Annotated in this window: 18 protein-coding genes and 7 tRNA genes; 4 read left to right on the top strand and 21 right to left on the bottom strand. The window is 66.2% G+C overall.

The features are described 5' to 3' along the window. Positions 1-237: 237 nt before the first annotated feature. Complete coding sequence (locus E3O19_RS09715) at positions 238-1,578, bottom strand: replication-associated recombination protein A (RefSeq protein WP_134567204.1); 1,341 nt, start codon at positions 1,576-1,578, stop codon at positions 238-240. Between the two features lie 173 nt (positions 1,579-1,751). Here E3O19_RS09715 and E3O19_RS09710 point away from each other — a divergent pair, with 173 nt between their 5' ends. The 3 genes from E3O19_RS09710 (at position 1,752) to E3O19_RS09700 (ending at position 4,530) form a co-directional block, all read left to right on the top strand. Next, on the top strand, positions 1,752-2,552 hold the full coding sequence (locus E3O19_RS09710) for a peptidylprolyl isomerase (RefSeq protein WP_134567109.1): 801 nt from the start codon (positions 1,752-1,754) through the stop codon (positions 2,550-2,552). 89 nt (positions 2,553-2,641) lie between these two features. Continuing rightward, entirely contained in the window at positions 2,642-3,874 is a 1,233-nt protein-coding gene (locus E3O19_RS09705; RefSeq protein ID WP_134567108.1) for a DUF349 domain-containing protein, read from the top strand. Between the two features lie 110 nt (positions 3,875-3,984). Next, complete coding sequence (locus tag E3O19_RS09700; protein ID WP_134567107.1) at positions 3,985-4,530, top strand: hypothetical protein; 546 nt, start codon at positions 3,985-3,987, stop codon at positions 4,528-4,530. 29 nt (positions 4,531-4,559) lie between these two features. Here the strand turns inward: E3O19_RS09700 and E3O19_RS09695 are convergent, their stop codons facing one another. From E3O19_RS09695 to E3O19_RS09605, 19 genes are all read right to left on the bottom strand, one after another. After that, positions 4,560-6,839, bottom strand: coding sequence for a RelA/SpoT family protein (locus E3O19_RS09695; RefSeq protein WP_134567106.1), 2,280 nt, complete (start codon positions 6,837-6,839; stop codon positions 4,560-4,562). Between the two features lie 98 nt (positions 6,840-6,937). After that, positions 6,938-7,948, bottom strand: a complete 1,011-nt coding sequence (gene secF / locus E3O19_RS09690; protein WP_134567105.1) for a protein translocase subunit SecF — start codon at positions 7,946-7,948, stop codon at positions 6,938-6,940. After that, positions 7,948-9,669, bottom strand: a complete 1,722-nt coding sequence (gene secD / locus E3O19_RS09685; RefSeq protein ID WP_134567104.1) for a protein translocase subunit SecD — start codon at positions 9,667-9,669, stop codon at positions 7,948-7,950. Before secD ends, secF begins: the two co-directional genes overlap by 1 nt. 63 nt (positions 9,670-9,732) lie before the next feature. After that, a complete protein-coding gene (yajC, locus tag E3O19_RS09680; protein WP_241981294.1) occupies positions 9,733-10,116 on the bottom strand; it encodes a preprotein translocase subunit YajC in 384 nt (127 codons plus the stop codon). A 95-nt stretch (positions 10,117-10,211) separates the two neighbouring features. Then, positions 10,212-11,288 (bottom strand): Holliday junction branch migration DNA helicase RuvB, encoded by a 1,077-nt coding sequence (ruvB, locus tag E3O19_RS09675; RefSeq protein WP_134567202.1) that lies wholly within the window; start codon positions 11,286-11,288, stop codon positions 10,212-10,214. 2 nt (positions 11,289-11,290) lie between these two features. Then, positions 11,291-11,914: a Holliday junction branch migration protein RuvA gene (ruvA, locus tag E3O19_RS09670; protein ID WP_134567102.1), complete on the bottom strand. Its 624-nt coding sequence runs from the start codon at positions 11,912-11,914 to the stop codon at positions 11,291-11,293. After that, on the bottom strand, positions 11,911-12,513 hold the full coding sequence (ruvC, locus tag E3O19_RS09665) for a crossover junction endodeoxyribonuclease RuvC (RefSeq protein WP_134567101.1): 603 nt from the start codon (positions 12,511-12,513) through the stop codon (positions 11,911-11,913). The genes ruvA and ruvC overlap by 4 nt, the downstream gene beginning before the upstream one ends. A gap of 6 nt (positions 12,514-12,519) precedes the next feature. Beyond that, complete coding sequence (locus tag E3O19_RS09660) at positions 12,520-13,284, bottom strand: YebC/PmpR family DNA-binding transcriptional regulator (protein WP_134567100.1); 765 nt, start codon at positions 13,282-13,284, stop codon at positions 12,520-12,522. Between the two features lie 139 nt (positions 13,285-13,423). After that, entirely contained in the window at positions 13,424-13,966 is a 543-nt protein-coding gene (locus tag E3O19_RS09655) for a DUF1697 domain-containing protein (RefSeq protein WP_134567099.1), read from the bottom strand. A 9-nt stretch (positions 13,967-13,975) separates the two neighbouring features. Beyond that, positions 13,976-14,569, bottom strand: coding sequence for a pyridoxal 5'-phosphate synthase glutaminase subunit PdxT (pdxT, locus tag E3O19_RS09650; RefSeq protein WP_134567098.1), 594 nt, complete (start codon positions 14,567-14,569; stop codon positions 13,976-13,978). 10 nt (positions 14,570-14,579) lie between these two features. Further along, entirely contained in the window at positions 14,580-15,482 is a 903-nt protein-coding gene (gene pdxS / locus E3O19_RS09645; RefSeq protein ID WP_134567097.1) for a pyridoxal 5'-phosphate synthase lyase subunit PdxS, read from the bottom strand. A gap of 71 nt (positions 15,483-15,553) precedes the next feature. After that, entirely contained in the window at positions 15,554-16,162 is a 609-nt protein-coding gene (locus E3O19_RS09640) for an HIT family protein (RefSeq protein WP_134567096.1), read from the bottom strand. Then, positions 16,163-18,136, bottom strand: coding sequence for a threonine--tRNA ligase (thrS, locus tag E3O19_RS09635; protein WP_241981304.1), 1,974 nt, complete (start codon positions 18,134-18,136; stop codon positions 16,163-16,165). Between the two features lie 765 nt (positions 18,137-18,901). Beyond that, positions 18,902-18,973: transfer RNA gene (locus E3O19_RS09630), tRNA-Val, on the bottom strand. Between the two features lie 24 nt (positions 18,974-18,997). After that, positions 18,998-19,071 (bottom strand) — tRNA-Cys (locus E3O19_RS09625). Positions 19,072-19,120: 49 nt separating this feature from the next. After that, positions 19,121-19,192 (bottom strand) — tRNA-Gly (locus E3O19_RS09620). A 130-nt stretch (positions 19,193-19,322) separates the two neighbouring features. Then, a tRNA-Val gene (locus tag E3O19_RS09615) sits at positions 19,323-19,394 on the bottom strand. A gap of 24 nt (positions 19,395-19,418) precedes the next feature. Beyond that, positions 19,419-19,492 (bottom strand) — tRNA-Cys (locus tag E3O19_RS09610). A 49-nt stretch (positions 19,493-19,541) separates the two neighbouring features. Further along, positions 19,542-19,613, bottom strand: a tRNA-Gly gene (locus E3O19_RS09605). Between the two features lie 153 nt (positions 19,614-19,766). On the opposite strand from E3O19_RS09605, the gene E3O19_RS09600 reads away from it, so the two are divergent. Next, positions 19,767-19,839: transfer RNA gene (locus E3O19_RS09600), tRNA-Val, on the top strand. A 197-nt stretch (positions 19,840-20,036) separates the two neighbouring features. Here E3O19_RS09600 and E3O19_RS09595 read toward each other — a convergent pair. Then, positions 20,037-21,440 (bottom strand): acyltransferase family protein, encoded by a 1,404-nt coding sequence (locus tag E3O19_RS09595; RefSeq protein ID WP_134567094.1) that lies wholly within the window; start codon positions 21,438-21,440, stop codon positions 20,037-20,039. Between the last annotated feature and the right edge of the window lie 59 nt (positions 21,441-21,499).

Raw genomic sequence — 21,499 nt, 5'->3', positions numbered from 1 at the left:
ACAAAACGGGGAATCCAGGGCGCTGGCGCTCTCAAATGAGAACGCGGGACGTCATGGGAGATCAGAGGGGTGGTGCCACGGGACCCTCGGCTACAGAGCAATCCCCTCAACTTAGGTCTGGACGCAGCCGCATGCCAAACCCGTTGTAGGCGAGATCAGGCTACCACAGCGAATGTTCCGGCGGTTCTCCTGCCGCCGACCTGGTGGCGTGCCACGGATGATCCGGCGGAGCTTCGCCTACTGGCCGCGGATGATCCGGCGGAGCTTCGCGAGCCGGGCGGACACCTCACGCTCATTCCCGTGCTCAGTGGGTTCGTAATACCTGACCGATTTGAGCTCGTCGGGCGGGTACTGCTGGGCGAGCACGCCGAGGACGTCGTCGTGGGGGTATTTGTACCCCTTGCCGTGCCCGAGCCGTTTCGCCCCCGCGTAGTGGGCATCGCGGAGGGACTTCGGGACCCGGCCGGTCTTGCCGGCCCGCACGTCGGCGATGGCCCTGTCCAGCGCCATATACGCGGCGTTGGATTTCGGGGCGGTGGCGAGGTGCACCACGGCCTGGGCGAGCGGGATGCGGCCCTCCGGCATGCCGATCAGCTGCACCGCATCGGCCGCGGCAACCGCGATGACCAGGGCCTGCGGGTCGGCCATGCCGATGTCCTCCGACGCGAGCACGATGATCCGGCGGGCGATGAAGCGGGGGTCCTCCCCTGCCTCGATCATCCGGGCGAGGTAGTGCAGGGACGCGTCGACATCCGAACCACGCACGGACTTGATGAAGGCGCTGATGATGTCGTAGTGCTCGTCGCCGTTGCGGTCGTAGCGCAGCAGCGCCCGGTCCACGGCGAGCGAGACGATCTCGGTGGTGATCAGTGCTGGTTCGTCGGAGCCCGGTTCGACGGCCGTGGCCGCCGAGACGGATGCCGCCTCCAGCGCCGTCAGGGCCCGCCGGGCGTCGCCGGAGGCGAGCCGGATGATCATGGCCCTGGCATCTGGGTCGAGCGTGAACCTCCCGGCGAGGCCGCGAGGGTCGGTGACCGCCCGGTCGACGACGATGCCGAGGTCGTCATCGCTCAGTGTCTCGAGCGTGAGCAACAGCGACCGGGACAGCAGTGGCGAGATGACCGAGAACGACGGGTTCTCGGTGGTGGCGGCGACGAGGATGATCACGCCGTTTTCGACCCCGGGCAGCAGTGCGTCCTGCTGGGCCTTGCTGAATCGATGGATTTCGTCGAGGAATAAGACGGTGGACAGGCCGTACAGGTCGCGGCTCGTGCGAGCCTCCTCCATCACCTGGCGCACGTCGCGCACTCCCGCGGAGACGGCGGAGAGTTCGACGAACCGTCGCCCGGAGCTGTGCGCGATCGCTTGGGCGAGCGTGGTCTTGCCGGTTCCGGGTGGGCCCCAGAGGATGACGGAGACGGAGCCCTGCTCGCCAGTCTTGTCGCTGGCGAGGCTGACCAGCGGGGAGCCCGGCGTGAGGAGGTGCCGCTGCCCGGCGACCTCGGCCAGCGACGTCGGGCGCATTCGCACGGCAAGGGGTGTTGCGCCGCTGCGCAGACCCGGTTGAACATCGACCATGAGTCCAGCGTAGTTTGTGCCGGTGACGGGGCCGATCAGCCATCGGCGGCCGCCCGCGCGGCTGGACGGCCGCCGAGTGTTGCTGGCGTAGAGTTCAACGTGGTCCGGGCTCGCGCGTGCCCCCATTTTCCCTGTCTGACCTGGCCCCTGTGGCAGCCCTTGGAGGATTCGACGTGGTATCGAACAAGAAGCAAGACCGCGAAAACCGCGAGGCCAGGTCCCGCATCCGGGCGTACCAGGCCCGGCGGGCCGTGCACGAGCACCAGGAGAACCGGCGCATGCGCGACAACGTCCTGGCCGGTGTCGGCGTCACCGTCGTGATCGTGCTCGCCATAGCCGCCCAGGTCTTCTTCTTCAATGGCGGACCGGGCACCCCCGCGCCGTCGGCTTCGGCCGCGGCGACGCCCGGTGCCGCGCCGACCGCCACCGCCGGGGCGAATACGGGCGACGTGCCCGCCAGCACGCTCGCGGCGGGCCGCACGTGGACGGGAACGATGGACCTCAATGGCATCCCCCTCGGGATCGAACTCGACGGCGCCACAGCCCCGCAGGCCGTGTCTTCGACGATCAGCCTGGTCAAGTCCGGCTTCTACATGGGCGTGTCCTGTCACCGGCTCACCACCGGCGGATTCTCCGTGCTGCAGTGCGGCGACCCCAAGGGCGACGGCACGGGCGGCCCCGGCTACAGCTACGGTCCGGTCGAGAACGCCCCGGCCGACAACGTCTACCCGGCCGGCACCATCGCCATGGCCCGCCAGGGCGGAAACGCGTACAGCATCGGCAGCCAGTTCTTCATCGTGTACGAGGACACGACCATTCCGGCGGACGCCGTGGGCGGTTACACCGTGCTCGGCCGGGTAACCAGCGGACTCGACCGGGTGAAGGCCGAGATCGTGGCCGCAGGGGTGGAGGGCGGCGCCACCGATGGCAAGCCCGTCGTCCCGACGACCATCACTCAGGTATCAGTTAAGTAGTTTCAGGCGAACAGCGGTCGGCCTTGCAATAGGCTTGGACGGGTATTGGCTCATTCGTGGGCAGACAACGACATTTAAAGGTGAGGCTCTTGACTACGACAGATCAGCAACCATGGGGTCGCGTAGACGAATCCGGCACGGTTTACGTGCGCGAGGCGACGGGCGAGCGTGCCGTCGGCCAGTACCCGGACGCTACCCCGGAAGAGGCCCTGGCCTACTTCGAGCGAAAGTACGTTGAGCTCAATGGACAAGTCACGCTCCTCGAACAGCGCGCCAAGGGCGGCGCTCCGGCAGCAGACATCGCAAAGTCCGTCGCGCATCTGACCGAGGCCGTCGCAACCGCGAACGCCGTCGGCAACCTTGCTGCCCTCGCGGCTCGCCTCGGAGCCTTGGGCGGTGCCGTGACTGAGCTCACCGAACAGCAGGGTGCCGAGGCGAAGGCAGCGGCCGCTGCCGCCGTCGCAGAGCGCGCCGCCATCGTGGCCGAGGCCGAGACGCTTGCCGCCGAGGATCCTGCCAAGACTCAGTGGAAGCAGACCAGCGCCGCGTTGGAGGCGCTCTTCGCGAAGTGGCAGGCACACCAGCACGACGCGCCTCGCATCCCCAAGGGCGAGGCCAACGACCTGTGGAAGCGATTCCGCGCCGCACGCACGACGATCGAGCAGAACCGCAAGGCCTTTTTCGCCGAGCTGGACAGCGCCCACAAGGACGTCCGCAACCGCAAGCAGCAGCTCATCGAGCAGGCGGAGGCGCTTGCCCCGAAGGGTGCCGATGGCATCCCCGTCTACCGCACCCTCCTGGACGATTGGAAGTCGGCCGGGCGCAGCGGTAAGAAGCAGGACGACGCCATGTGGGCCAAGTTCAAGGCCGCCGGCGACGTGTTGTACTCGGTGAAGAGCGAGATCGACGCCCAGGACAACGAGGAGTTCGCAGGCAACCTGGCGCAGAAGCTCGAGTTGTTGACCGAGGCCGAACTGCTGCTCACCGAGATGGACCGCACCAAGGCGCGCAGCGCCCTCAGTTCGATCCAGCGCCGTTGGGACGCACTCGGCAAGGTTCCGCGCGACTCGGTGAAGGTTGTCGAGGACCGCATGCGCAAGGTGGAGGCCGCCGTCCGCAAGCTCGACGACGATCACTGGAAGCGAAACAACCCGGAGACGAAGGCCCGTGCCGAAGGTCTCGCCGGCCAGTTGCACGATGCCATCGCCAAGCTCGAGGCTGAGCTCGACGAAGCCAGGGCAGGGAAGAATGCCGCAGCCATCGCCGCGGCGACCGAAGCCCTCGAGACCCGCAAGGCGTGGCTGAAAGCCATCGGGCAGTAGTAGGGCCGAGCCGGTTCTGTCCGGCTCGTCCACAGCCGTGGAAACGGGGATCTGTCCACAGATCCCCGTTTCGCTTCTCCGGGCGCCCATGCCGGCTTCACTCTGGGCGCATGACGACCAGGCTGCGCTCCGTATTGTCCGGCCTGGACCTGCCGGTCGCCGAACTGTCCAGCGCCCGGCTGGACGGTGAGCTTTTCAGCCTGGGCGATTTCTGGTGCGCGGTCGACGAACCCGACGGGCCGCTCACGCGGGCACAGGCCGCGGCGCTCCTCGTGCCGCCCAGGGCAATCGCCGAACGCCTGACCGCGGCGTGGATCTACGGACTCGCACCTGAGCCGCGACGTCACCACTTCTGCGTGGACGTCGGCGCGCGGGTGCATCCGCAGCCCTCGGCCCGGCTGATCCTGCGCGAGGTGACCTGCCCACCGGCGGACACGGTGACGATCGCCGGCCTTCGGGTGACCCGGCCGCTTCGCACGCTCGTCGACCTCGCCCGCTGGCCCAAGCCCGACGTCGACGTCGTCCCGCTGATCGACGCGCTCCTCAGCCTGTGCGGACCGGACGGCCCCGAGCAGGCACTGCTGCGCTGTAACCGAGCGTACGTGCCCTTTCGCCGCCTCGCGCTGAATCGGCTCGCAGCGTCCGGCCACCGTTAGCCGCAACGTATCGTAAGCCGTCCAGCCACCTAGCCGTCATTGACGCGATAGACGTCGTAGACGGCGTCGATCCGTCGGACCGCGTTCAGCACGCGGTCGAGGTGGGTGGTGTCACCCATCTCGAAAACGAACCGGCTGATCGCGAGGCGGTCACTCGAGGTGTGCACGGTCGCCGACAGGATGTTCACGTGGTGCTCGGAGAGCACCCTGGTGACATCCGACAGCAGACCAGACCGGTCGAGCGCCTCGATCTGGATCTGCACTAGGAACAGGCTCTTCGACGTCGGAGCCCAGTCGACATCGATCATCCGTTCGGGTTCCTTGAGCAGGGACTGCACATTGCGGCAGCTGGCCTGGTGCACCGACACCCCGGCCCCGCGGGTGATGAAGCCGACGACCTTGTCGCCGGGCACGGGCGTGCAACAGCGCGCCAGTTTGACCAGGATGTCGGGTGCGCCGCGAACGAGGATTCCTGAGTCGCTGTTCCGGAGGGTCTGGGTTCTGCCGTGCGGGGCGAACGGGAGGTCCGTGGCATCGCTCTCCTCCACGCTCTGCAGCGTGGCGACGACCTTTTCCAGCACGGACTGCGTGGACACGTGTCCCTCGCCTACGGCGGCGTAGAGCGCGGACACGTCTTCATACTTCATCACCGCCGCCACCTCGGCGAAGGAGTCCTGGTTCATCAGCTTCTGCAGCGGCAGGTTCTGCTTACGCATGGCGCGGGCGATGGCATCCCGGCCCTGCTCGATCGCCTCGTCGCGCCGTTCCTTGGTGAACCACTGGCGGATCTTGTTGCGGGCACGGGGGCTCTTGACGAAGTTGAGCCAGTCCTTGCTCGGACCGGAGTCGGGGTTCTTCGAGGTGAAAACCTCGACCACGTCTCCGGTGATCAGCGGGCTTTCCAGAGGCACGAGCCGCCCGTTGACCTTGGCACCCATGGTGCGGTGGCCGACCTCGGTGTGCACGGCGTAGGCGAAGTCCACGGGAGTCGCGCCTGTCGGCAACCCGATCACCCTGCCCTTGGGGGTGAAGACGTAAACCTCCTTGGCACCGATCTCGTAACGGAGGGAGTCGAGGAATTCGCCGGGATCGGCCGTCTCGGCCTGCCAGTCTGAGATGTGCGCGAGCCACGCCATGTCCGTGTCGCTCTGTGGGCCTGGCCCCGAACTCTTCCCGGTGGTCTGCTCCTTGTACTTCCAATGCGACGCCACGCCGAACTCGGCACGCTGGTGCATCTCCTGGGTGCGGATCTGGATCTCGACGGCTCGGCCGCTCGGGCCGAGCACCGTGGTATGCAGGGACTGGTACAGGTTGAACTTGGGGGTGGCGATGTAGTCCTTGAACCGGCCGGGCAGCGGCGTCCACCTGGCATGAATGGCTCCGAGCACGGCGTAGCAATCGCGCACCGAGTTGACGAGCACGCGGATGCCGACGAGGTCGTAAATCTCGTCGAACTCGCGGCCGCGCACCACCATCTTCTGGTAGATCGAGTAGTACTGTTTCGGTCGGCCGGCGACCTTGCCCCTGATCCGGGCGGCCTTGAGGTCGTCGACGATGGCGTCGATGACGTGCTGAACGAATTCTTCCCGCTGGGGCGTGCGCTGCTTGACCAGGCTCTCGATCTCGGCGTAGAGCTTGGGATAGAGCACGGCGAAGGAGAGGTCTTCGAGTTCCCACTTGATCGTTTGGATGCCCAGCCGGTGCGCGAGCGGGGCGTAGATTTCCAGCGTCTCGGTCGCCTTGCGGACCGCGGACTCCGCCGGCACGAAACCCCAGGTGCGCGCGTTATGGAGCCGGTCGGCGAGTTTGATGATGAGTACCCGGATGTCCTTGGACATCGCCACGATCATCTTGCGCACGGTCTCGGCTTGCGTGCTGTCACCGTACTTGACCTTGTCGAGCTTGGTCACACCGTCGACGAGCATCGTGATTTCATCGCCGAAGTCGGAGCGAAGCTGGTCAAGCGTGTACTCGGTGTCTTCGACGGTGTCGTGAAGTAGCGCCGCCGCGACGGTCTTCGGACCAATGCCGAGGTCGGCGAGGATCTGGGCGACCGCGACCGGGTGGGTGATGTACGGCTCTCCGCTTCGGCGGAACTGGCCCTCGTGGGCTCCCTCAGCTGCAGCGTACGCACGTTCGATGATCGACAGGTCGACCTTCGGATGGTGCATCCGCACGGTCTTCAACAGGGTGTCCACCGCGCCGGCCGGCTGTGCCCGGGAGAAGATCCGCGGTACCAGGCGTCGAAGGGAGGCCGGCGGCAACGCCGCTGACGACGACGAGGCAGGAGGAGTCGTTATCTCGGTCATCGTGTCACCTCACTTCCTCACCCAATTATCCCTCTTCGAAGAGTTGAATCAGATTACCGGAAGTCGGGCAGCCCCGAGTACCGGCGCGAATACACGGTTCACACGGAGACCTCTACTTTGGAGGCCGAGCCTGCCTTTGCGCGCAGGAGCAGCGCCTTCTTGTCACGCTTACGCACATCAGGCTCGCGGGTGCGGAGCTGGGCGTAGAGGGGCGAGGCGATGAAGATGGTCGAGTATGCTCCGGCGATGATCCCGATCAGGAGTGCAAGGGAAATGTCCCTCAGGGTTCCGGCACCAAGTACGAACGCGCCGATGAAGAGGATCGAGCCGACCGGCAGCACGGCGACGATCGAGGTGTTGATCGAGCGCACGAGCGTCTGGTTCACTGCGAGGTTCACCGACTCGGCGAAGGTGCGCCGTGATTCCGGCCCGTCCTGTCTGGTGTTCTCCCTGATCTTGTCGAAGACCACGACCGTGTCGTAGAGGGAGTAGCCGAGGATGGTGAGGAAGCCGATGACGGCGGCCGGTGTGATCTCAAAACCGGTGATGCCGTAGAACCCGGCGGTGATGAGCAGGTCGTGCAGCAGCGCGACCATAGCAGCAAGGGACATCTTCCAGGTGCGAAAGTACAGCGCCATGCCGATGGCAGCGAGCACAAGGAAGATGATGAGGCCGCGGAGTGCCTGGCCGGTGATGTCCGCGCCCCACGACGGGCCAATGAACGACGCCGTAACCTTGTCGACCGGCACACCGTACGAGTTGGCCAGGGCGTTACGCACCGAACGGGTTGCCTGGCTGCTGAGCTGGTCCGTCTGAACCCGGATGCCGGTGTTGCTGACGTTGGAGACCTTGGGTACGGCGGAGGGCACCACGCTGTTCACGGCCTTGGCGGCTATCGCCTGATCCTGCTTGGGCACGTCCGACACCACGAATTCGGACCCACCGGTGAACTCGATGCCGAAAACGAAACCGCCGCGGACCTGCGGCACCACGAGGGCGATTAGGATCATCACCGCCGCGACCGTGTACCAGGTCTTGCGTCGTCCGATGATGTTGAACGAACGCTTACCGGTGTGCAGGTCGTTGCCGAACTGGGAGAAGCTGGCCATTAGGAATCCTTCCCGTCGGTCGACCGATCCGTACTGGAGCCGACGAGTTCTGCCGCCTTGCGCTCGGCGATGGTCTGACGCTTGGCGGCCTCGCGACTTGCCGAGGCCAACTTTCCGGACGGCAGCTGTGTGGAGGGAGCGAACCTGGCCCTGCCTCGGTAGGTGGCACCCAGTGCACGCGGGTCAAGCCCGGAGAACCGATGGCCCTCATTGAAGAACCGGGTCTGGGCGAGAAGCTGCAGCATCGGGTGGGTGAAGAGCATCACGACGGCGACGTCGACGATCGTCGTGAGTCCGAGGGTGAGGGCGAAGCCCTTCACGTTGCCGACGGCGACGATGAACAGTACGCCGGCGGCGAGGAAGTTCACCGCATCCGACGCCAGCACGGTGCGGAGGGCGCGCTTCCAGCCTGCCTCGACCGCGGACTCGAGTCCGCGACCATCGCGCAGTTCGTCACGCACCCGTTCGAAGTAGACGATGAACGAGTCGGCGGTTATGCCGATGGCGACGATCAACCCGGCGACCCCGGCGAGCGAGAGGCGGTAGCCCTGCCGCCAGGACAGGATAGTGATCAGAAGGTAGGTGATCAGGGCCGCCACCGTCAGCGACGCCACCGTCACCAGGCCGAGCAGGCGATACTGCACGAGCGAGTAAAGCACGACGAGGATCAGGCCGATCAGGCCTGCGATCAGGCCGCTGCCGAGCTGGGTCGAGCCCAGCGTGGCCGAGATTGTGTCCTGGCTCTGCACGGTGAAGCTGATCGGCAACGCTCCGAACTTGAGCTGGTCCGCGAGCGTCTTGGCGGAGTCCCGGGTGAAGTTTCCGCTGATCTGCGCGTTTCCGTCGGTGATCACGGCCAGGGTGCGCGGAGCCGAGATGACCTTGCCGTCGAGCACGATGGCGAACTGGTTCTGCACCCCCTTGAGGCCGCTGAGGCGGGTGCTGACAGTGGCGAAGTCCGTGGTTCCGGTGCCGTCGAACGCGATGTTGACCACCCATTCGCCGGTGGTGGCGCCGCTCTGGGTGGTCTTCTGGCCGTTGGTGGCGTTGGAGACGTTCTGGCCACTCACCTCGACCGGGCCGAGGATGTACTTGACCGACCCGTCAGACTCGCAGGTGACCAGGGGTTCCTTGGCCGGTGCCACATTGGATGTGTCGATCTTGCTGCAGTCGAACGCGCCGTACTGGGCCTGGAGCGCCGGCGTGACGTAGCTGAGGTCGCTGCCGTTGGTCGGGACCGCGGTGGGGGTGGTGGAGAGGTTTGGGTCAACCGTGGGCGACGGGGTCGCGCTGGAGGTGGCGTCACCACCGACGCTGGCCGCCGAGGGTGCCGCCGCGACGAGGACCGGGCGGAACTCGAGCTTCGCCGAGGACTCGATCCGGTTGATCGTCGCGTCATCGGGGATCCCGGGAATGGACACGACGATGTTCTGGCCGCCCTGGGTGTTGATCTCCGCTTCGGAGACCCCGGCGGAGTCGATCCGCTGCCGGATGATCGACACGGCCTGGTTCAGCTGCTCCTGGGAAACCGACTGACCGGACTCGAGCTTCGGCGCGAGAATGATCTGCGTGCCGCCCTCGAGGTCCAGGGCCAGTTTGGGGGCCCAGGAACCGCCTCCGGTGAGGACGCCGGCGCTGTTGAGGGCGATCAGACCGACAATGATCACACCCAGCCACGTCAGGGAACGCCAGGCCTTCTTGGCCGGAGTCGACTTTGCCACCTTGAAACTCAGCTTTCTTTTCACATGCCTGCGCCACCGGCGCGGGCACGGGAGAGGGTTTGGTTACGCGTCGCCCTTTTTGGGTTCTTCGTCGGAATCTGCATCGGTGACTCGTTGGCCGAACTCGGGTTCGCCCATGACGATCGCGTTGTCCTGGTTCAGCTGGGCGGTCGGCGCAGGCTCGACCTCTGAGTCGCTCTCGGCCACGGTGGGCTCGACGACGCGGGCAATGGTCTGACGGTGCAGGTGCACGACGGTGCCGGGGGCGATCTCGAGGGCGACCTTGTTGGCTTCCTCATCGATCGACAGGATGGTGCCGTACATGCCGAAGTTGGTCATGACTTCGGCCCCTGCCACCATCTGGGACTGCAGTGCTGCCTGGTCCTTCTGGCGCTTGCGGCCATTGCGGAACATGAAAAAGACAAGCACGGCCAGAACGGCGAGCATGACAAGAGTCAACGGATCCATAAAACTGTGAAACCTTCCGGTTGCGGCGCGGTGGCCGAAGCTTGCGCGAGTGGCTCGTGGCGAACCAACTCGAATTATAGGTCATCCAGGGTGAGGGCGACCGGAGGCGCGGTGACCTGCGGACCGGCGAGACCGAAGTGCCGCCAGGCCGCCGGAGTAGCCACGCGCCCACGCGGGGTGCGCGTGAGGAAGCCTATCCGCACCAGGAACGGCTCAACGACCGCTTCGATTGTCTCCGACTCCTCACCGACCGACACGGCCAGGGTGTTCAGCCCGACCGGCCCACCCCCAAAACGGGTAAGGACGATCTGCATGACCTCGCGGTCGAGTCGATCCAGCCCGATCGCGTCCACATCATAGAGCTCCAGCGCCGCGTGCACGGCGGCCAGGTCGGCGTCTCCCCCGTGCACGAGCGCGTAGTCCCGCACCCGGCGCAGCAGGCGGTTCGCGATCCGAGGGGTGCCACGGCAGCGCCCGGCGATCTCCGCCAGGGCCTCCCGGTCGATGGGGAGGTCGAGCAGCCTGGCGGCGCGACCGAGCACCAGCTCCAGTTCCGACTCCGCGTAGAACTCGAGGTGGGCGGTGAAGCCGAACCGGTCGCGGAGCGGGTTCGGCAGCAGGCCGGACCTCGTCGTGGCGCCGACGAGGGTGAACGGCGCGAGATCGAGCGGAATCGAGGTGGCTCCGGCTCCCTTGCCGACCATGATGTCGATTCGGAAGTCCTCCATCGCCAGGTAGAGCATCTCCTCCGCGGACCGGGCCATCCGGTGGATCTCGTCGATGAAGAGAACCTCGCCGGGCACCAGCGAGGAGAGCACAGCGGCCAGGTCTCCGGCGTGCTGGATGGCCGGGCCGCTGGACATCCGGAGCGGGCGGTTGCCCTCGTAGGCGATGATCATGGCCAGGGTGGTCTTGCCGAGTCCGGGCGGGCCGGCCAGCAGGATGTGGTCGGGCGTTCGGTTTTGCATGGTCGCGGCGGTCAGCAGGAGCTGCAGCTGTCCGCGCACCTTGTGCTGACCGACGAACTCGCCCAGGCTGCGGGGGCGGAGGGCACCCTCGAAGGCGAGTTCCGCCTCTCCCTCGAGCGCAGGGTTGGTCACTTCGACGCCGGGGTCGCCGGCCAGGCCCGGGTTGGTCGCGCCGGGGTTCATGGTCATGAGCGGCGCTCCGATGCCTGCTGGGCTGGGCCGAGGCGGGCCAGGACCAGGCGGAGCAGGCTCGCCACGCCGACCTGGTCGGGGTCGGCGGCATCGGCGAGCGTCTCCTCGACGGCCTGCGCTGCCACCCGCTCCGACCAGCCAAGGCCGATCAGCGCGGCCTGCACGCCCGCGGCCACGGTGCTGGCCACCGGGCGGCCGGTGGCGGATGCCATGGGTGTGACGGCCAGTTTGCCCACCAGGGAGAGCACTATGAGCTTGGCGGTCTTCGGCCCGATGCCGCTGACCCGACGGAAGACGCCGTCGTCTTCGGCCGCGACCGCCTGCGCGATCTGGTTGGGGGTGAGCACGGCAAGCACGCCGAGGGCGGACTTGGGACCGACCCCGGTCACGCCGACGAGAAGTTCGAAGACTCCGAGTTCGTCGGCGCCGGGGAAGCCGTACAGGGTCAGGGAGTCTTCACGCACGATCAGGGTGGTGGCCAGGCGCGCTTCGGTGCCCGTGCGGAGCGACAGCGCGGTCGTGGGGGTGACCTGGATGGCGAGGCCGACTCCCCCGACCTCGATCACAGCCGTGGAACCCAGGGCGGAAAGGACGAGGCCACGTACGGAGGAGATCACCGCTCAAGACTACGGGGCACGGGCGACACCGAGCTTCGTTCGGCGGCGCGCCACGCCCTCTGGGCCGGGGTCAGGGTACCGGCCGTGACACCGGGCGCGCTGGGCAGCGTTCCACCGGAGATTCCGGTGCGCCAGGCATGGCAGATGGCGAGGGCCAGGGCGTCGGCGGCATCCGCTGGCCTGGGCACCTCGGCGAGGCCGAGAACGCGGGCGACCATGGCACCGACTTGCGCCTTGTCGGCCGACCCGTAACCCGTTATCGCGGCCTTGACCTCGCTCGGGGTGTGCAGCGTCACCGGCAGGCCGCGCTGGGCCGCCAGCAACAGGGCGACACCGCTGATCTGGGCGGTGCCCATCACGGTACGCACGTTGTTCTGCGCGAACACCCGCTCGATCGCGACGAAGGCCGGCTTGTGACGGTCCAGCATCTCCTCGAGTCCCCGGCTGATCAGGAGCAGCCTTTGTTCCAGTGGAAGGTCGGGACCGCTGCGCAGAACGGTGACGTCCACCAGGGTCGCGGTGCGGTTTCCCGCGACGTCCACCACGCCCACACCGCAGCGGGTGAGCCCGGGGTCGATGCCGAGCACCCGGACGCTCATCGTCCGCTACTCGTTTTCGGCTTCGAGTTCCGCCATGACCTCGACCGACACGTCGTAGTTGCTGTAGATGTTCTGCACGTCGTCGAGTTCCTCGAGCGAGTCGATCAACCGGAACACCTTGCGGGCGGTCTCGGCATCGACCTCGACCTTGAGCTGGGGGATGAAGGCCACGTCGGCGGAGTCGTAGTCGATTCCCGCCGACTGCAGGGCCGTGCGGGTGGCGACGAGATCGTGCACCTCGCTGAGGACCTCGAACTTGTCGCCCTCGTCGATGACCTCTTCGGCCCCGGCGTCGAGCACGGCGGCGAGCACGTCGTCTTCGGTGACGTTGTTGCCCTTGGGAACGACGACGATACCCTTGCGGTGGAAGTTGTAGGCGACGCTGCCCGGGTCGGCCATGTTGCCGCCGTTGCGGGTGACGGTGGTGCGTACCTCGGCCGCGGCCCGGTTCTTGTTGTCGGTCAGGCACTCGATCATGATGGCGACGCCGTGGGCCGCGTAGCCCTCGTACATGATGGTTGAGTAGTCGACGGCCTCGCCGGTCAGTCCGCCGCCGCGCTTGACGGCGCGGTCGATGTTCTCATTGGGAACCGACGTCTTCTTGGCCTTCTGGATAGCGTCGACCAGGGTCGGGTTGCCGGACAAGTCGATGCCGCCCATACGGGCCGCGACCTCGATGTTTTTGATCAACTTCGCGAAGGCCTTGGCCCGACGAGAGTCGGTGACTGCCTTCTGGTGCTTCGTTGTCGCCCACTTGGAATGTCCGGACATGAATCTCCCGTTTGTCTCGCTTGGCTGTCGATCGGTGTCGGCCAGTGCCGGCCCGGTGCCGCCGAACGCAGTACTGCGTGGTCATCGCACCGATTGGGTGCTGCTCATTCTAACCCGAGGTGCCCGGTGGGGAACCGTTTCATCGAGCCGGTGGCGCGGCGAGCAGCTTGTCCAGGGTGCGCAGGTTGCGGGTCGTCGTCGTCGACCGGTACCTGGCCTTGCCCGTGATCTTGCTGAACGGGCTCGTGATGCCGACGCTGCGGAGCACCTGCCAGTAGAGCACCCCGTCTCCGGACGCCACCCGTTCGACGGCCGGGTCCAGCCCGGGTGCCTCCGCGGCGAGTTCGCCCAGCACGGCCGGTACCGATCCGAAGAGCACGTACGGATGCCAGCCGTCCCGGCCTGGATCGAACGGGAAGTCCCGCACCACCCGCGCCAGGCTGTCCGTGTCGATGAGAACGATCCACGCCTCGTAGCCGAACCTGCCGCTGAGGGCTCGTTCGATCTGCGCCTTGAGTGCGGCGGCATCCGTCAGGTCGGTGTCGAAGAGCACGTTGCCGCTGGCCAGGACAGTCTCCACGCCGGTGTGGCCGAGGGCCTGGAACGTGCCGCGGAGGTCGTTCATCGTGATCGTGATTCCGTTGACGTTGATGCCGCGCAGGAGGGCGACGAACCGGGTCACTGGCGGGCCTCAGCCACGGAATCCGACCCGCGCGACCGTACCCAGGAAGTACTCGTGGAACCGGTGCTCTCCGGTGATCTCGGGGTGGAAGGAGGTGCCAAGGAGGTTCCCCTGCTCGACGGCGACGCAGCGGCCGTCAGCGAGGGTGGCCAGCGCCCTGGCGCGCGGTCCGACGGTCTCGACGACCGGCGCACGGATGAACGCCGCATGCACCGGGGTGGCGCCGAGCACGGGAACGTCGAGGTCGGTTTCGAAGGACGCCGTCTGGGAGCCGAAGGCATTGCGGCGCACCGCGATGTCGAGCCCGCCGAGGCTCTCCTGTCCGCGGATCGCGTCGAGGACGCTGTCGGCGAGCATGATCAGGCCGGCGCAGGTGCCGTATACGGGAAGTCCAGCTCTGATCTGCGCGCGGAGCGGCTCAGCGAGGCCGAACGCGCGAGCCATCTTGTCCATCACGCTGGACTCGCCGCCCGGGATCACCAGCCCGCTGATGCGGGCCAGTTCCTCCGGGCGGCGAACGAGTTCGACGTCGGCGCCGAGGGACCGAAGAACCTCGGCATGCTCACGAAAATCACCCTGGAGGGCGAGAACTCCAACGCTCACGGACGAGTGACTACCAGCCTCGCTCGGAAAGGCGGTGTGGTGCGGGCAGGTCGGACACGTTGATGCCGACCATGGCTTCGCCCAGTCCGCGCGACACGGCGGCGACGACGCTGGGGTCGTCGTAGAACGTGACGGCCTTCACGATGGCGTTCGCGCGAGCCTGCGGGTTGCCCGACTTGAAGATGCCGGAGCCGACGAACACACCGTCGGCGCCCATCTGCATCATCATGGCCGCGTCGGCCGGGGTGGCCACGCCGCCGGCGACGAACAGCACTACGGGGAGCTTGCCCGTGCCGGCAATCTCGGCGACCAGCTCGTACGGGGCCTGAAGTTCCTTGGCGGCGACGTACAGCTCGTCCTTGCTCAGCGACGACAGGCGAGCGATCTCACCCTTGATGGTGCGGATGTGCTTCATGGCCTCGGAGACGTCGCCGGTGCCGGCCTCGCCCTTGGACCGGATCATGGCCGCGCCCTCGGTGATGCGGCGCAGCGCCTCACCCAGGTTGGTCGCACCACAGACGAAGGGAACCGTGAAGTTCCACTTGTCGATGTGGTTGACGTAGTCGGCGGGGCTCAGCACCTCTGACTCGTCGATGTAGTCGACGTTCAGGGCCTGCAGGACCTGCGCTTCGACGAAGTGGCCGATTCGCGCCTTGGCCATGACCGGGATGGAGACCTCGGCGATGATGCTGTCGATCAGGTCGGGGTCGCTCATCCGGGCGACGCCACCCTGGGAACGGATGTCGGCCGGCACTCGCTCGAGGGCCATCACGGCGACGGCACCGGCATCCTCGGCGATCCGGGCCTGCTCGGCGTTGACGACGTCCATGATGACGCCGCCCTTCATCATGTCGGCGAGTCCGCGCTTGACGCGGCTCGAACCAAACTGCTCGGCGGAAGTGGTTTCAGTCATAGGTATAATTCTATTCCATGCGTTTCATGTGTTTCGCACGGCGAAGTGCCGCGCGGAGCGTGAAAGTGAAACTAGTTTTCGACTTTCGGCCAGCCGTCGGCCACCTCGCGCCGTACCTCGCCGAGTAGGCGGGGAACTGCTTTCGTCCTGGCGATGATCGGAAAGAAGTTCGAGTCGAGCGCCCAGCGCGGCACGATGTGCTGGTGCAGGTGCTCCGCGATGCCCGCGCCGGCGACCCGGCCCTGGTTCATGCCGATGTTGAAGCCGTCACAGTGGGACACCTCGGTGAGCACGCGCATCGCCACCTGGGTCAGGCTCCCGATTTCGGCGACCTCCTCCGGCGTCGCCTCGTCGTATGTCGCGATGTGCCGGTACGGGCAGACGAGCAGATGCCCGCTGTTGTAGGGGAACAGGTTCAGCAACACATATGCGTGCGTGCCGCGCGCAACGATCAGAGCCTTCTCGTCGGTCATGTTCGGCGCGAGGCAGAACGGGCAGTCGGACTCGTCCGGCTGCTGGCCGTCCTGGATGTAGATGAGGCGGTGCGGCGTCCACAGGCGCTGGAAGGCATCCGGTACCGCGGCGAAGTCGGACGAGTGCTCGATCCCTCCGAACCGGTCGTCGGCGGACGCGCCGGTGCCGGCCGCGCCGGTGCCGACGTCGTCGTTTACGGGGACCATCTAGCTCTGCCCCTGACCGGTGACCTGGGCGCGGGTCTCGATCGCGGCGACGATGCGGCTGATCGCCTCGTCGATCGGAACGCCGTTGTCCTGGCTGCCGTCGCGGAAGCGGAAGCTGACCGCGCCGTTGGCCTGGTCCTCCTCCCCCACGATCAGCTGGAAGGGAACCTTGGCCTTGGTGTGGTTGCGGATCTTCTTCTGCATGCGGTCGTCCGAGTGGTCGACCTGGGCGCGCACCCCTGCCTCCGTGAGCCGCTCGATGATCTCGTCGAGGTAGGGACCGTATTGCTCTGACACGGGGATGCCGACGACCTGCACCGGCGACAGCCAGACCGGGAACGCACCGGCGTAGTGCTCGGTGAGCACGGCGAAGAAGCGTTCGATCGAACCGAATAGGGCACGGTGGATCATGACCGGGCGCTGGCGGGAACCGTCGGACGCGGTGTACTCGAGATCGAATCTCTCGGGCAGGTTGAAGTCAAGCTGGATCGTTGACATCTGCCAGGTGCGGCCGATGGCGTCCCGCGCCTGCACCGAGATCTTCGGACCATAGAAGGCCGCTCCGCCCGGATCGGAGACGAGTTCGAGCCCGGATGCCTCGGCGACCTCGGCGAGAGTCTGAGTGGCCTCGTCCCACGCCTCGTCGCTGCCGACGAACTTCTTCGGATCCTTGGTGGAGAGTTCGAGGTAGTAGTCCTCGAGGCCGTAGTCGGCGAGGAGTTTCAGCACGAAGTTGAGCGTGGAGGTGAGTTCCTCCTTCATCCCCTCTTTCGTGGTGTAGATGTGGGCGTCGTCCTGGGTCATCCCGCGCACCCGGGTGAGGCCGTGCACCACCCCGGACTTCTCGTAGCGGTAGACCGAGCCGAACTCGAACAGCCTCATCGGCAGGTCGCGGTAGCTGCGGCCGCTGGAGCGGAAGATGAGGTTGTGGAACGGGCAGTTCATCGGCTTGAGGTAGTAGTCGACGCCCTGTCGGGTCATGTGACCGTCAGCGTCGTATTCGGCGTCGAGTTTCATCGGCGGGAACATGCCGTCGGAGTACCAGTCGAGGTGCCCGGAGGTCTCGAACAGGTTCGATTTGGTGATGTGCGGCGTGTAGACGAAGTCGTAGCCGGCCTCGGCGTGGCGTTTGCGGGAGTAGTTCTCCATCTCCTGGCGGATGATGCCGCCCTTGGGATGGAAAACGGGCAGGCCGGAGCCGATCTCCTCCGGGAAGCTGAACAGGTCGAGTTCGGCGCCGAGCTTGCGGTGGTCGCGCTTGGCGGCCTCCTCCTGACGGGCCTGGTAGGCGCGCAGTTCGTCCTTGGTGGGCCAGGCCGTACCGTAGATCCGCTGCAGCTGCGGGTTCTTCTCCGAGCCGCGCCAGTACGCGGCGGCCAGCCGTGTGAGCGAGTAGCCGTTGCCGATCATGCGCGTGTTGGGCAGGTGGGGACCACGGCAGAGGTCCTTCCACACGGTCTCCCCCGTCCTCGGGTCGACGTTGTCGTAGATAGTCAGTTCGGTGCCGCCGACCTCGACGGACTCGTTGTCGGCGCCCAGCTCGGCGTCCGCAGCAGGCCCGGTAGTCGAGCCGTCCCCGGTGGTCGAGCCCGTCGAGACCCCCTTGAGCCCGATCAACTCGAGTTTGTACGGCTCGGCGGCGAGTTCGGCCCTGGCCTCCTCGGCGGTGACGACCCGGCGCACGAAGCGCTGGCCCTGGCGGATGATCCGGTCCATGGCCTTCTCGAGCGATTTGATGTCATCGGGGGTGAACGGCTCAGCGACGTCGAAGTCGTAGTAGAAGCCGTCGGTGACGGGCGGCCCGATGCCGAGGCGCGCGGCCGGATTCACGTTCTGCACGGCCTGAGCGAGCACGTGCGCGGCCGAGTGCCTAAGGATGTTGAGACCGTCAGCCGACGAGAGGGTGACCGGCTCAACGGCATCCGTCGGTGTCACCGTCGCAGCGAGGTCCCTGAGCTCGCCGTTGACGCGCATTGCGACAACGGACCGGTCGGTGAAAAGCTCAAAGCCGTCAACCACGTGTGTAACTCCTCAATTGTGTGCGAACCCCTCCAACTTTAGCGGCGCACATGAAGCCTCCGTCCCCGCCAACCCGGCCACGACCACGTTCCGGTTGTTCAGCGCAATCCTGGCGGCGCGAGGCAGCCGTCGGAACAGATGAAGGCGCAGGCGACAACCTGTTCCTCTAATTGGGCGGTGTGCGAATTCGACGGTGTGCGCACGCGTGTCGCCCGGGGAGGATCAGGCCAGGCCAGAGAGAACAATGAACGCTTTCTGCAGACGGATGGGGCGGTGGCGCAGGAACAGCCGCGTAGCTGCTTGTCGTTGGCGGTTTCGTCCTCTGTCTTGTTGTTCTGTGCCGGGGCTGGGGCCGGTTCTCTCCCCTGTCGGCCTGGTCGTTGGCGTTCATGTCCCACCGGTCGTTGGGGTCCCCGGGCGCCGCGAAGCGAAGGCGCCGAATCTATCAGCCTGTGCCGATCACGGGCACCGTGCTCGATCCTTTGGATGGGCTTCAGGAGGTCGTCGGCAGGGTCAGGGACTCCGGCCGCACCTGGACGCGGGGCGCCAACCCGTGGCCCCTGCGTAGGTGTTCGGCGGGACGTTGGAGAAACCCGATTACGGTGTCTGGCTGTCGTCGGAGTGGGCGCTATGGCGGCCCAGGTTTCGCACCTGACGCCGCACGAATGATGCGCGATCTCCTCCAGGCACAAAAAACCCCGGCGAACCGGGGTTTGTCTGTGGGCGATACTGGGATCGAACCAGTGACCTCTTCCGTGTCAGGGAAGCGCGCTACCGCTGCGCCAATCGCCCATATCTTGAAAACTTCATCAGGACTGGAGGTGGATACGGGATTCGAACCCGTGTATACGGCTTTGCAGGCCGCTGCCTCGCCTCTCGGCCAATCCACCACATAGGGTCCACACCAAAAAGAACCGACCTTTCGGCCGATTCAATTCGAGCGAATGACGAGATTCGAACTCGCGACCCTCACCTTGGCAAGGTGATGCGCTACCACTGCGCCACATCCGCAACTACCCGCATTTCTGCTGACTTGAAGACTCTAGCCGATTCTGGCGTGGATCGGCGCACGCACAGTCGCTTCCGCGTGGCGGACGCACCGGGCAAGAAAAAAACCCCCAATTCACCGGGGGTTTGTCTGTGGGCGATACTGGGATCGAACCAGTGACCTCTTCCGTGTCAGGGAAGCGCGCTACCGCTGCGCCAATCGCCCATATCTTGAAAACTTCATCAGGACTGGAGGTGGATACGGGATTCGAACCCGTGTATACGGCTTTGCAGGCCGCTGCCTCGCCTCTCGGCCAATCCACCACATAGGGTCCACACCAAAAAGAACCGACCTTTCGGCCGATTCAATTCGAGCGGATGACGAGATTCGAACTCGCGACCCTCACCTTGGCAAGGTGATGCGCTACCACTGCGCCACATCCGCAACTACCCGCATTTCTGCGCGCTTGAAGACTCTAGCCGATATCCCGGTGCATTTTCAAACCGGCGGACCCGACATCTTGAGCCCCGCTCGATGTGCACCAGGTCCCTGCTCTGGGCTAGTATCAAGTCTCGTGGTTGTTGCTCAGGCCACAATGGGCGATTGGCGCAGTTGGTAGCGCGCTTCCTTCACACGGAAGAGGTCATCGGTTCGAGTCCGGTATCGCCCACCGTTTAAAACCCCGGCCATCCGGGGTTTTTGTGTCTCCGCTGACCCAGCCGCGCGGATCGTGCAAGACTGACGCAACGGAAGGAATCGCCTGTGGACGACCCGCGTGCGAACATGGAGGGTAACGGCCTCCTCGGACTCGGCGCCCCTCGGGTCGACTGGTCGAAGACGCCGGGACGGGTGCCCGGGTTCTGGTTCTCAGTGGCCGGGATCGTCCTGGCCGTGCCCGTTCCCTCTGCGGGGCTCATCCTCGCGGTCATCGGCGTGTTGCTCTCCGGCAAGGCCTTCGGGGTCATCCCGGTCGGCGCGCGCGGCCGCGGGCTGACCCTCACCGCGATCATCCTGGCTCTGGCGGCGATCCTGGTGAACCTGGTTCGCATCTTCGCCTAGTGGCGCCGACGGCATCGGCGACTGCAGCAGCACCGCCACGGCAAGCAACAGCTCGCTCGTCACGGCGATGACCAGGTTGAGGCCGAAGAGCATGATGGTGAACGGCGCAATGATCATCAGAGCGGTCGACATGCCGACGCGCCAGTCGCGCACCGCCCCCGCCGCACCGGCAGGCGACCGGGCCGGATGCTCGAATCGACCGAACAACGCCGCGACGCCCATCAGGGCAGCTATGGCAGCCGCGAGCACCAGCGGGCGGGTCAGCCACCAGCCCGCGCCGCCCGGGACCGGCCCCGGGACGGGCACGAGCAGCATCGTTCCCACGATGAGTCCCAGAACTGGAAGGTGCCAGAGATACACCGTCATCATCCGGGCACCGATTCCGGCCACGACGCGTTGCAGGAGCGCACTCCGCATCAGGCGCTCCAGCTGCGGTCGCGCGGCCATCAGCAGTGAGAACTGCCCGACGGCCAGCACGGCCAGTGCCACGGTCGGCGGATTGAGGTTCTCCAGCATGTTCGCCGGGTATGGTCCGACGGTCGTGATCAGACCGAGCACCGCGTAGCTCACGCCGGCGAGCGCAAGCAGGAAACGACGCGACCTTCGGCCGAACCAGCCATCGGCCGCCCACAGGCCCATCTGTTGCACAAAGAGCCAGACGAAGATCATGTTGAGCAGACCGAGTTCCGGCGTGTGTGTGCCCATCCGTACGGCATCCACGATCACCATCGCTCCGGCAAGGCAGCTCAGCAGTCGAATCGGCCCCCGTGTGTGCAGTGTCGCCATGCCCGGGAGGAAGGCCTGGCAGAAGGTGTACGCGGCGAGGAACCACAGCGGCGAGACGACCCCGGTCGCGATCTCCGCCACGGTGTCAGGGGCCAGCCGGGCAAGGTGCAGCACGAGGATCGCCAGCGCCAGGAACGCGAAAAGCGGCAGGGTCGGCCCGGCCAGGCGGAGCACCCGCGCGCGGATGAAGACGGCCGCCGTTTCGCCCCGCGCCTCGATCCGGCGCCAGCTCCTCACCCCGGCGAATCCTCCCACCACGAAAAACAAGGGCATGACCTGTGCGATCCAGGTCACGGGCGTGAACCAGAACTGCAGGGTCAGTGTGCGTTGGACCACCAACCGGTGGTCAGCGGCGACGGATGCTCCGAGCATCAAAAGGTGCCCGATCACCACGATGACGAGACTGGCAACGCGGGTGAGGTCCATCACCGCATCTCGCGGCGCAGACCGGTCAGAGACTACCGCGGTGGCCGGTCTGTGCGATA

This window comes from Cryobacterium algoritolerans (assembly GCF_004402785.1).
Taxonomy (GTDB): Bacteria; Actinomycetota; Actinomycetes; order Actinomycetales; family Microbacteriaceae; genus Cryobacterium; species Cryobacterium algoritolerans.
This window is presented reverse-complemented; position numbering and strand designations above follow the sequence as displayed.

What these genes read in the sequence shown, in the direction of transcription:
- E3O19_RS09715 (WP_134567204.1), bottom strand. Translation starts at nt 1,578, where the DNA reads ATGGTCGATGTTCAACCGGGTCTGCGCAGCGGCGCAACACCCCTTGCC.
- E3O19_RS09695 (WP_134567106.1), bottom strand. Translation starts at nt 6,839, where the DNA reads ATGACCGAGATAACGACTCCTCCTGCCTCGTCGTCGTCAGCGGCGTTG.
- E3O19_RS09660 (WP_134567100.1), bottom strand. Translation starts at nt 13,284, where the DNA reads ATGTCCGGACATTCCAAGTGGGCGACAACGAAGCACCAGAAGGCAGTC.
- E3O19_RS09700 (WP_134567107.1), top strand. Translation starts at nt 3,985, where the DNA reads ATGACGACCAGGCTGCGCTCCGTATTGTCCGGCCTGGACCTGCCGGTC.
- E3O19_RS09640 (WP_134567096.1), bottom strand. Translation starts at nt 16,162, where the DNA reads ATGGTCCCCGTAAACGACGACGTCGGCACCGGCGCGGCCGGCACCGGC.
- ruvC (WP_134567101.1), bottom strand. Translation starts at nt 12,513, where the DNA reads ATGAGCGTCCGGGTGCTCGGCATCGACCCCGGGCTCACCCGCTGCGGT.
- pdxS (WP_134567097.1), bottom strand. Translation starts at nt 15,482, where the DNA reads ATGACTGAAACCACTTCCGCCGAGCAGTTTGGTTCGAGCCGCGTCAAG.
- thrS (WP_241981304.1), bottom strand. Translation starts at nt 18,136, where the DNA reads ATGCGCGTCAACGGCGAGCTCAGGGACCTCGCTGCGACGGTGACACCG.
- ruvB (WP_134567202.1), bottom strand. Translation starts at nt 11,288, where the DNA reads ATGAACCCCGGCGCGACCAACCCGGGCCTGGCCGGCGACCCCGGCGTC.
- secF (WP_134567105.1), bottom strand. Translation starts at nt 7,948, where the DNA reads ATGGCCAGCTTCTCCCAGTTCGGCAACGACCTGCACACCGGTAAGCGT.
- E3O19_RS09595 (WP_134567094.1), bottom strand. Translation starts at nt 21,440, where the DNA reads ATGGACCTCACCCGCGTTGCCAGTCTCGTCATCGTGGTGATCGGGCAC.
- yajC (WP_241981294.1), bottom strand. Translation starts at nt 10,116, where the DNA reads ATGCTCGCCGTTCTGGCCGTGCTTGTCTTTTTCATGTTCCGCAATGGC.